Annotated in this window: 9 protein-coding genes; 2 read left to right on the top strand and 7 right to left on the bottom strand. The window is 72.2% G+C overall.

Going from position 1 to position 10,122, the window contains the following annotated elements:
• Window positions 1-613: 613 nt before the first annotated feature.
• The 3 genes from dxs to ACGF3C_RS24260 all read right to left on the bottom strand — a co-directional run bounded on the left by dxs (window position 614) and on the right by ACGF3C_RS24260 (window position 6,050).
• A complete protein-coding gene (gene dxs / locus ACGF3C_RS24270; protein ID WP_328650389.1) occupies window positions 614-2,560 on the bottom strand; it encodes a 1-deoxy-D-xylulose-5-phosphate synthase in 1,947 nt (648 codons plus the stop codon).
• A 114-nt stretch (window positions 2,561-2,674) separates the two neighbouring features.
• A complete protein-coding gene (locus ACGF3C_RS24265; RefSeq protein WP_393225763.1) occupies window positions 2,675-3,895 on the bottom strand; it encodes a class I SAM-dependent RNA methyltransferase in 1,221 nt (406 codons plus the stop codon).
• A gap of 70 nt (window positions 3,896-3,965) precedes the next feature.
• Complete coding sequence (locus ACGF3C_RS24260; protein WP_393225398.1) at window positions 3,966-6,050, bottom strand: APC family permease; 2,085 nt, start codon at window positions 6,048-6,050, stop codon at window positions 3,966-3,968.
• A 163-nt stretch (window positions 6,051-6,213) separates the two neighbouring features.
• On the opposite strand from ACGF3C_RS24260, the gene ACGF3C_RS24255 reads away from it, so the two are divergent.
• Both ACGF3C_RS24255 and ACGF3C_RS24250 read left to right on the top strand, forming a co-directional pair.
• On the top strand, window positions 6,214-6,879 hold the full coding sequence (locus ACGF3C_RS24255) for a TrkA family potassium uptake protein (RefSeq protein WP_355009344.1): 666 nt from the start codon (window positions 6,214-6,216) through the stop codon (window positions 6,877-6,879).
• Between the two features lie 3 nt (window positions 6,880-6,882).
• Window positions 6,883-7,572, top strand: coding sequence for a TrkA family potassium uptake protein (locus ACGF3C_RS24250; protein ID WP_357228857.1), 690 nt, complete (start codon window positions 6,883-6,885; stop codon window positions 7,570-7,572).
• Between the two features lie 38 nt (window positions 7,573-7,610).
• Here ACGF3C_RS24250 and ACGF3C_RS24245 read toward each other — a convergent pair whose 3' ends face one another.
• The 4 genes from ACGF3C_RS24245 to dut form a co-directional block, all read right to left on the bottom strand.
• A complete protein-coding gene (locus ACGF3C_RS24245) occupies window positions 7,611-8,294 on the bottom strand; it encodes a DUF3159 domain-containing protein (RefSeq protein ID WP_357198506.1) in 684 nt (227 codons plus the stop codon).
• Window positions 8,295-8,319: 25 nt separating this feature from the next.
• Complete coding sequence (locus ACGF3C_RS24240; RefSeq protein WP_179782700.1) at window positions 8,320-8,700, bottom strand: OB-fold nucleic acid binding domain-containing protein; 381 nt, start codon at window positions 8,698-8,700, stop codon at window positions 8,320-8,322.
• Between the two features lie 114 nt (window positions 8,701-8,814).
• Window positions 8,815-9,477: a DUF3710 domain-containing protein gene (locus ACGF3C_RS24235; RefSeq protein ID WP_357228860.1), complete on the bottom strand. Its 663-nt coding sequence runs from the start codon at window positions 9,475-9,477 to the stop codon at window positions 8,815-8,817.
• A 25-nt stretch (window positions 9,478-9,502) separates the two neighbouring features.
• Window positions 9,503-10,039 carry a dUTP diphosphatase gene (dut, locus tag ACGF3C_RS24230; RefSeq protein ID WP_355009340.1) on the bottom strand — a complete coding sequence of 179 codons (537 nt, stop codon included), beginning with the start codon at window positions 10,037-10,039 and terminating at the stop codon, window positions 9,503-9,505.
• Between the last annotated feature and the right edge of the window lie 83 nt (window positions 10,040-10,122).

The raw sequence follows: 10,122 nt of genomic DNA, 5'->3' as shown, positions 1-10,122 counted from the left end.
ACGGGCCGGGCCGGAACAGGCCCTCAGCTGGCCTCGCCCCGCTCACCCCCGCTCACCCCCCTCACCCCCGCGATCTTGCACTTTCTGCGCCGACAAAACGGGGCTCAAGGCGCATTACGTCGACCGAAAGTGCAAGATCGGCGCGGGCAGGGGGCGCGGGCGGCGCGGTGGGGTGGGTGGGTTGGGCGGTGGAGGTGGGGTGGATATGCGAGGTCGGGCGTCCCGCCGCGCCGCGCTCCGCCGCACCGCACCGCGCCACTTGCCGCCGCACCGCACCTCGCCACGCCTTCCTTCGCTCCTTCGCTCCTTCGCTCCTTCGCCCCTTCGCCCCTTCGCCCCTCGGCCCCTCGGCCCCTCGGCCCCTCGGCCCCTCGGCAGAGCCGATCATGGAGTTGTGGTGGGCAACTACTGGCTATACGCACCTTTTGCGGGGCACCACAAGTCCTTGATCGACGCAGCCGAGGCAGGGCGGGGGCGGGGCGGGGGCAGTCGGAGGGCTTGGGGCACTGTGGCCTGAGGGTGCGGACTGCGGACTGCGGACTGCGGACTGCGGACTGCGGGTGGATATGGGACGGCGGGCGTCCCGAGGGACGCCCGCCGTTGTTTGTTCTCGTCAGTTCTGTGCGGCCGCGTCGCTGGGGGTGAGGCGGTCCGGGGTGGCGTCCAGGCCGGAGATCCAACCGGTGACGTTGCGGGCCACGTCCTGAGCGGTCAGGCCCAGGTCGGCGAGGATCTGCGCGCGGGTGCCGTGTGGGTGCCAGTCGGCGGGCACACCCAGGTCCTTGAGCGGCACCCGGACGTCGGCGTCGCGCATCGCCTGGGCGAGCGCGTCGCCCACCCCGCCGACCCGGACGCCGTCCTCGACGCTGACCACGAGCCGGTGGCGGGCGGCCAGGTCGACCAGTTCCGCCGGGACCGGGCGCACCCAGCGGGGGTCGACGACGGTGACGCCGTAGCCCTGCTCGGCGACCCGGGCGGCCACCTCCATGCCCAACTGGCCGAAGGAGCCGACGGCGACGAGCAGCACGTCGGTACGGGCCGACTCGGCCAGCACGTCGACAGTGCCGACCCGGCGCAGCGCCGGCAGGTCTGCGGCGACCGCACCGGTCGGGAACCGCACCACTGTCGGGCCGTTGTCGACGGCCAGCGCCTCGCGCAGTTCCTCGCGCAGGGTGGCGGCGTCGCGGGGAGCGGCGATGCGCAGCCCCGGCACCACTCCGAAGACCGACATGTCCCAGATGCCGTAGTGGCTGGGCCCGTCCGGGCCGGTGATGCCCGCCCGGTCCAGCACGAAGGTCACCGGCAGCTTGTGCATCGCCACGTCCAGCAGGACCTGGTCGAAGGCGCGGTTGAGGAAGGTGGCGTAGACCGCGACCACCGGGTGCAGGCCACCGAGCGCCAACCCGGCCGCCGAGGTGGCCGCGTGCTGCTCGGCGATGCCCACGTCGTACACCCGTTCGGGGTACTTGCGGGCCAGCTTGGCGATGCCGGTCGGCTCGGCCATGGCGGCGGTGATGCCCACCACGTCCGGGCGCTCGTCAGCGATGGCCAGCAGCTCGTCGGCGAAGACGTGCGTCCACTTCACCGACGGGGCGGCCAGCAGGGCACCGGTCTCCACGTCGAAGGCGCTGCCGGGGCCGTGCAGGCAGTCGGCCTCGTCCTCCTCGGCGGGACGGTAGCCGTAGCCCTTGCGGGTGACGGCGTGCACGATGACCGGGCCGCCGAAGTTCTTGGCCGCGCGCAGCGCCGCCTCGACCGCCGTCACGTCGTGCCCGTCCACCGGGCCCACGTACTTGATGCCCAGGTCCTCGAACATGGCCTGCGGGGCGACCGCGTCCTTGATGCCCTTCTTGACCGCGTGCAGCACCTCGTACATCGGCTTGCCGACGAGCGGCGTGGAGCCGAGGGCGTCCTTGACGGTGTCGAGGACCTTCTCGTAGCCGGGGTTGAGCCGCAGCGAGGAGAGGTGGTCGGCCAGCCCGCCGATGGTCGGCGAGTAGGACCGGCCGTTGTCGTTGACCACGATCACGAGGGAGTTGCCGGCGGTGGCGATGTTGTTCAGCGCCTCCCAGCACATGCCGCCGGTCAGCGCGCCATCGCCGACCACGGCCACGACGCTGCGCGCCTCGCCCCGGAGGGCGTACGCCTTGGCGAGGCCGTCGGCGTAGGACAGCGCGGTGGAAGCGTGCGAGTTCTCGATGAGGTCGTGCTCGCTCTCCGCCTGGCTGGGGTAGCCGGAGAGGCCACCGCGCTGGCGGAGCTTGTCGAAGCCGGCCTGACGCCCGGTAAGGATCTTGTGTACGTACGCCTGGTGGCCGGTGTCGAACAGGAGCCGGTCCCGGGGGGAGTCGAAGACGCGATGCATGGCGAGCGTCAGCTCGACCACACCGAGGTTGGGCCCGACGTGCCCGCCGGTGCGGGAGACCTTGGTGATCAGGAAGTCCCGGATCTCGGCGGCGAGGACGTCCAGTTCCTCGCCGGACATCCGCTTGACGTCCTGCGGACCGCGAACCGTCCCCAGCAGCCGGCCGTGGTTGGCCGTGTCCTCTTCAACACTCATGACCGGAGAGTCTATCGGCCCCCCGGTACTCCGCAGCCCGGCCCGAGCCTGAGGCACCCCGGCCGGGCCAGGAGTGGGCAGCTGAGCACCCGGTCAGGTGCCACCCGGCGGGTTCTACCCAGCGTCCGGGGGAAGCAGCAGCCCGACCTGCTCGACGTGCTGCGTCATCGGGAAGAGGTCGAAGCCCCGGAGCGCCGCCAGTCGCCAACCGAGGTCGGCGAAGGTACGCACGTCCCGGGCGAAGGCGGCCGGGTCACAGGCCACGTACGCGACCGCCCGCGGGCCCGCGGCGACCAACGCGCGGACCACCTGGGCGCCGGCACCGGAGCGCGGCGGGTCGAGCACCACCACGTCGACCGGGCCCGTGATCCGTCGGCGGGCCAGCGCGGTCTCCACCCGTGCCGACACCACCTCGACGCTGGGCTGGTCGGCGAGGTTCTCCCGGGCGGCGGCGACACCCTGCGCCGCCGCTTCGACAACTGTCACCCGGCCGGTCGCGCCGACCCGTGCGGCCAGCCCGGCGGCGAACAGCCCAGCGCCGCCGTAGAGGTCCCAGGCGACCTCGCCCGGCTGCGGGTCCAGCAACTCCAGCACGGCTGCGGAGAGGGCGTCCGCGGCGGCCGGGTGCACCTGCCAGAACGCGGAAGCGGGCAGCGTCCAGTCCCGTCCGGCGGCTACCTCGTGGACCTCGGTCGGGCCACTGACCGGGGTGGGCGCCCCGTCGCGGATCTCCGTGACGGTCACGTCCCCGCCGGTGCTGGCGACGGTCTCCACCGCCTCGGCGGCCGGCCAGCGCGCACCGGTGGGGGTGAGTACCGGAAGCTGCTGGATGGCCGGGTGGGCGATCCGGCAGCGGTCGATCGGCACCACCTCGTGCGAGCGGTGCTTGAGCAGGCCGGCACGGTCGGCGGCGTCGACCGCGTAACGGACCCGGGAGCGCCAGCCGAGCAGCCCACCGGGCAATGCCTCGACGCGCACGCCGAGCCGGTCCAGCTCGACGTCGGTCAGTCCACCGAGGCGGACGAGCTGCTCGCGGACCACTGCGGTCTTCCAGGCCAGTTGGGCGGCCGGTGCGACGTGCTGGAGGTCGCAGCCCCCGCAGGCACCCGGCTTCGCGTACGGGCAGGGCGGCTCGACCCGGTCCGGTGAGGGCTCGAGCACTGTCACCGCGTCGGCCCGGACGAACCCCCGGTGCACCTCGGTGACCTCGGCGACGACCCGCTCACCCGGCAGCGCGTGCCGGACGAAGACCACCTGCCCGTCCACCCGGGCGACACAGTGCCCGCCGGGCGCGACCGCGTCGACTGTCAGCTCGACCCGGTCCGTCTCGGCCAGGCCCCGCTCGAACGCCGGTGCGGCCGACGCCGACGGCGTCCCGGGTGTCGCGGTCCGCTGACCGCCTGGCTCAGTCACGAGTGTTCCCCATCGTTGCGCTGTTGTCGGGTCCGCCCTCGCCGGGCGGCGCGGCGGCCACCGGCGGTGCGGCGACCGGCGGTGGCACGGCGCTCCGTGGCCCACGCGCCGGTGTCCGGGACAGTGTGGCGTCCAGCCGGTCCAGGTTCTTGCTCGCTGTCGACGCGAGCTGCCACGGCACGCTGACCACCATGACTCCCGGTTCGAAGAGCAGCCGGCCCTTGAGGCGCAGGGCGCTCTGGTTGTGCAGCAGGTTCTCCCACCAACGGCCGACCACGTACTCGGGGATGAACACGGTGACCACGTCCCGGGGCGACTTGCGGCGGGTGGAGGCGACGAAGTCGAGGATCGGGCGGGTGATCTCCCGGTACGGCGAGTCGATCACGGTGAGCGGGATCGCCATCTCCCGTCGCTCCCAGTCGGCCTGCAGGTCCCGGGTGTCCTTCTCGTCCACGTTGACCGTCACCGCGGTGAGCGTGTCCGGCCGGGTGGCGCGGGCGTAGGCGATGGCCCGCAGCGTCGGCTGGTGCAGCTTGCTGACCAGCACGATGGCGTGGTTGCGGGCGGGCAGCACGGCCCGGCCCTCGTCCGGCGGGGTCAGCTCGACGGCGATCCGGTCGTAGTGCCGGCGGATCGCCAGCATCAGCACGTAGATCACCGCCATCGCGGCGATGGCGATCCAGGCGCCGAGCAGGAACTTCGTGATCAGGACGATCACCAGCACCGCGCCGGTCAGGCCCGCGCCGAAGGTGTTGATGGCACGCGAGCGGTGCATCCGGCGGCGCGCCTCCGGGTCCCGCTCGGTGCGCAGGTGCCGGTTCCAGTGCCGGATCATGCCGGCCTGGGAGACGGTGAACGAGACGAAGACCCCGACGATGTAGAGCTGGATGAGTCGGGTCACCTCGGCCTGGAAACCGACGATCAGCACGATCGCGAAGAGAGCCAGGAAGACGATGCCGTTGGAGAAGGCCAGCCGGTCGCCCCGGGTGTGGAACTGGCGGGGCAGGTAGCGGTCCTGGGCGAGGATCGAGCCGAGCACCGGGAAGCCGTTGAACGCGGTGTTCGCGGCCAGGAAGAGGATCAGGGCGGTCATCCCGGCCACCACGTAGAGCAGGATCGACCCGGAGCCGAAGACCGTCTCGCCGAGCTGGGTGGTGACCGTCTTCTGCACGTACCCCTCGGGGCCGGAGACGATCTGGAGGCCCGGGTCCTCCACGAACTGGAGGCGGGTCAGCCGGGACAGCCAGATGATCCCGACCAGCATGCTCACCGAGATGCTGCCGAGCAGCAGCAGGGTGGTGGCGGCGTTGCGGCTCTTCGGCGCCTTGAACGCGGGCACCCCGTTGGAGATCGCCTCGACACCGGTGAGCGCGGCGGCGCCCGAGCTGAACGTCCGCAGCAGCAGGAAGATGAGCGCGAAACCGGTCACACTGTGCTCGGCCTGGATCACCAGGTCGGCGCTCGGCGCGCGCAGCTCGTCACCCAGCACGAAGACCCGGAACAGACCGGTGAGCAGCATGCCGCCCATCACGATCACGAAGCCGTAGGTGGGGATGGCGAACGCCGTGCCCGACTCGCGCAGACCACGCAGGTTGACCGCGCTCAGCAGGACGACCGCGCTCACCGCGATCAGGACCTTGTGGGTGGCCACGAACGGCACCACCGAGCCCAGGTTGGCCACCCCGGAGGAGACCGACACCGCCACCGTGAGCACGTAGTCGACCAGCAACGCGCTGGCCACCCCGACGCCGAACTTCGGCCCCAGGTTGACAGTGGCCACCTCGTAGTCGCCGCCACCGGACGGGTAGGCGTGCACGTTCTGCCGGTAGCTCGCCACCACGGTGAGCATGACCACGACCACGGCCAGCGCGATCCACGGCGAGAAGACGTACGCGGAGGCACCGGCGATGGAGAGGGTCAGCAGGATCTCGTCGGGCGCGTACGCGACGCTGGACAGCGCGTCGGACGCGAACACGGGCAGCGCGATGCGCTTCGGCAGGAGGGTGTGCTGGAGCCGGTCGGACCGGAACGGTCGACCGAGAAGAAGCCGCTTCAGCAGCGAGGTGGGACTGGCCACGAACGCCAAGAGTACGACCACCACGGCGGGGGCGCGGGGGTGGGCGATCACCGCTGCTCGCGACGGCGGGGTACGGTCGGTCCCCGCTCGCCACCGGGACGTGGCAGGCTCGCACTCGAGGGCCACCGGCAGCGGGAGTGGTACGCACCTTGGGAGGGACAGCGTGCACGTCGTGATCATGGGATGTGGTCGGGTCGGGTCGACGCTCGCCCACAGCCTGGAGTCCCGAGGGCACTCGGTGGCGGTCATCGACCAGGACGCCGACGCCTTCCGCCGGCTCGGCCCCGACTTCGCCGGGATCACCGTGACCGGGGCCGGTTTCGACGGCGAGGTGCTCCGGCAGGCCGGCATCGAACGCGCGGACGCCTTCGCAGCGGTGTCGAGCGGCGACAACTCCAACATCATCTCGGCCCGGCTGGCCCGTGAGACGTTCGGCGTGTCCCGGGTCGCCGCCCGCATCTACGACCAGCGCCGGGCGCAGGTCTACGAGCGGCTGGGCATCCCCACCGTGGCGACAGTGCGGTGGACGGCGGACCGGATGCTGCGGCACCTGGTCCCGGAGGGCAACGTGGAGATCTTCCGCGACCCCACGAGCACGGTGTCGATCGTCGAGGTGCCCGTACACAAGGACTGGATCGGCCGACCGGTGCGGACGCTGGAGGACGCGACCGGGGCGCGGGTGGCCTACCTGATCCGCTTCGGCATCGGCACGCTGCCCACCGGCTCCACCGTCATTCAGGAGGGCGACCAGGCGTTCATGCTGGTCAGCGATGACATCGTGGCGACTGTCACGTCGGTGGCGGCGACGCCGCCGGAAGGAGGGCACTGAGCCATGCGGGTCGCCATCGCGGGCGCGGGCAACGTGGGCCGCTCGATCGCCCAGGAGTTGATCGACAACGGCCACCAGGTGATGCTGATCGAGCGTCAACCCAAGATGCTTCGCCCGGACCGGGTGCCGGCCGCCGAGTGGGTGCTGGCCGACGCGTGCGAGGTGAGCAGCCTGGAGGAGGCCGACGTCGCCGGCTGCGACGTGGTGGTCGCGGCGACCGGCGACGACAAGACCAACCTGGTGCTGTCGCTGCTGGCCAAGACCGAGTTCGCGGTGCCCAGGGTGGTCGCCCGGGTCAACCGGGCCGAGAACGAGTGGCTGTTCACCGATCAGTGGGGCGTGGACGTCGCGGTGAGCAAGCCGCGGGTGATGGCCGCGCTCGTCGAGGAGGCGGTCACCGTCGGCGACCTGGTCCGGCTGATGACCTTCCGACAGGGCGAGGCGAACCTCGTCGAGATCACCCTGCCGCCGACCGCCCCGTACGTCGGTGAGCCGATCCACGCCGTGCCGCTGCCCCGAGACGCCGCCCTGGTGGCGATCCTGCGCGGCAAGCGGGTCCTGGTGCCCAGCCCGGACGACCCGATCGAGGCCGGGGACGAGCTGATCTTCGTCTGCACCGCCGAGGTGGAGGACGCGGTCCGCGCGGTGATCCTCGGACCGGACAGCGTCGAACGGACCCGCGGCTCACACTGACCCCCACGGGGCTGAGCGGCCCGGCCGCCCGACGTCGCTCAGGCGCTGGGCAGCGGGGCCGGCGGCGTCTCCCGGGTGACCCGGCGCACCGTCCAGACCGTGATCAGCAACAGCAGCGCGTACGGCGGGTAGCCCAATGCCAGCCGGGCCACGCCCAGCGCGGTGTCCTGGTGGGCCAGGTAGAGCCCGGCCTGCACGCCCACCTTCGCCAGCCAGACCACGCCCCAGAGCACCGTCAGCTGGGTGAACGTGCGCACCAGCTTCGGGTCGGACCGCCACTCCGAACGGCCCTTGGCCACCAACACCGACCAGATCCAGCCCACCAACGGCTGCCGGATCGCGGCCGAGACCAGCAGGGCGATGCCGTAGCCGATGCCGTAGAGGATGCCGGGAAGATAGAAGTCACGCTCGTCGCCGGTGCGCCACGCGATGGCCGCGCCGACACCGACGCCGAAGAGCCCGTTGACGGCGTGCCGGATCGGTCGACGCTGGGCCAGCCGCAGCCCCGCGATCAGCACGGCGACAGCGATCGACGCGATCACCGCCGGCCGCAGCTCGCCGATGATGTTGGCGACGACGAACACCACGACCGGGATGCTGGACTCGACCAGCCCGCGCCAGCCGCCGAGCTGGTCGGCCATCTGCTCGGCGATCGTCGGCAGCGGCTCCTCGTCCTGAGGGTCGGTATCCGGCTGTGCCGCCCGGTCCTGTCCCGTCGTCATCGCCGGCCTTCCGTCCGCAGTGCCGTCACTTGGGCGAGTCCAGCTCGTAGTAGGGGTTGTAGATGACCTTGCGCTCGTCCCGCACGGCCACCCGGCCACGGGCGGTCAGATGCCGTCCCGGCTCGATCCCGGCGATGTGCCGTCGCCCCAGCCAGACCAGGGTGACCACGTCACTGCCGTCGTACAGGTCGGCCTCAAGGGTGGGCAGATTGGTGCGCGGCGTGTAGACCACGGTGCGCAGCCGACCGGCGACCGAGACCAGCTGACCCCGGGAACACTGCTGGGCGGGGATCCCGCCGCACTCGGCGCTCTCCCGACGCAGCTCCTGCGCGTCGATCTCGGCCTCGCTGGCGGTGAACCTCTGCAGGATGCGCCGCAGCGACACCCGGCCCTCGTCGGTCGTCATGACCTCCGCGTCACCCTCTCCACGCTCGCCGTCCCCGGCCGGCCCCGGCGGCGCCGGAACCGTGCCGCCAGCGTACGCCGACGGGGCTGGTTCCGGCGGGCCGGTGCGCGTCGGTCAGACCTGACGCGGTGCGGCGGCGGCGTCGCCCGCCTCGGCCTCGGCCTGGTCGGCGATCTCCCGAGGCAGCCGCAGCGGCAGGGGCTCGCGGACCGGCTTCGCCTCCTGCCCACGGTCGACCACAAGGCCGTCCAGGCACTCGACGAGCGGACCGGCCATGCCCGGGTCGGTGGCCACCGGGCCCTGGAAGACGCCCCGGACCATCCAACGCGGCCCGTCGATTCCGACGAACCGCAGGTTCGTCGCGCCGTCGGGGGTGTTCACCTGTGCGTGCAGCTCCGGGCCGTACTCGCCGGCGACCTCCTGCGCGCTCGCGCCGTCGCGGAGCAGCGACTGCCGGATCTCCTCGCGCACCTCGTTCCAGATGCCCTCGGACCGGGGGGCGGCGAAGACGCCCAACTGGAGCGCGTTGTCACCATGCACCAGCACCACCTGCTGGACCACACCCTGTGGGTCGGCCTGCACCCGCACCTCGACGTCGGCGATCGCCGGGATGTGCAGGCTGCCCAGGTCGAGTCGCTGCACGTCGTCGTAGCTCTCGGAGATGTCGTACGGGCCGCGCTCCAACGTCGGCGTCGCATCGCCCTGGTCCGGGACCTGGGTGGCCCGCTCGTCACGGGTCTGCCGCTCCGCATCGGCCCGCTTTCGGGAGAAGATCACTGCGCCTGCCCTCCGCTGTTCACACTCACCCTGCCACCTCTTCCGTCTGCCCGCGGCCCGGCTCGCTCGGCCGCCGCTCGACCCGGTCCTGGCCCGTCGGCGACGGCACCAGCCCGGCGTGCCCACCGGTGGACCCGTGCCCACCAGCCCCGCGCCGGGACGCGGGCAGCTCGACCACCGGCTCGAACCGCGCCCGCGCGACCTGCTGGACCACGAGCTGAGCGATCCGGTCGCCGCGGGAGATCTTCGCCGGCACATCCCGATCATGATTGATCAGGTTGACCAGGATCTCACCCCGGTAGCCGGCGTCGACCGTACCGGGCGCGTTGAGCACCGTCACGCCGAGCCTGGCCGCCAGACCGGAGCGGGGATGGACCAGGCCCACGTACCCCTCCGGCAGCGCGATGGCCACGCCGGTGGGCACCAGGGCACGGCCGCCAGGTGGCAGCTCCACGTCCGCGGCCGCCACCAGGTCGGCCCCGGCATCGCCGGGATGCGCGTACGTGGGCAACGGCAGCTCCGGGTCGAGCAACTGCACAGGCACGGGTACGACGTCGGTCACGGGTCCCCTCTTCCGTCCGGTTCGCGGGGTGACCCTGCCATCCTGCCGGTTCGTCGAGCCGCCGTGCGCCGTACCCTCGCAGG

Origin of the sequence: Micromonospora sp. NPDC047762, from assembly GCF_043204655.1 — a bacterium.
Lineage (GTDB): Bacteria > Actinomycetota > Actinomycetes > Mycobacteriales > Micromonosporaceae > Micromonospora.
Note: the sequence above shows the minus strand (reverse complement) of the source record. Positions and strands in the feature narration are given on the sequence as shown.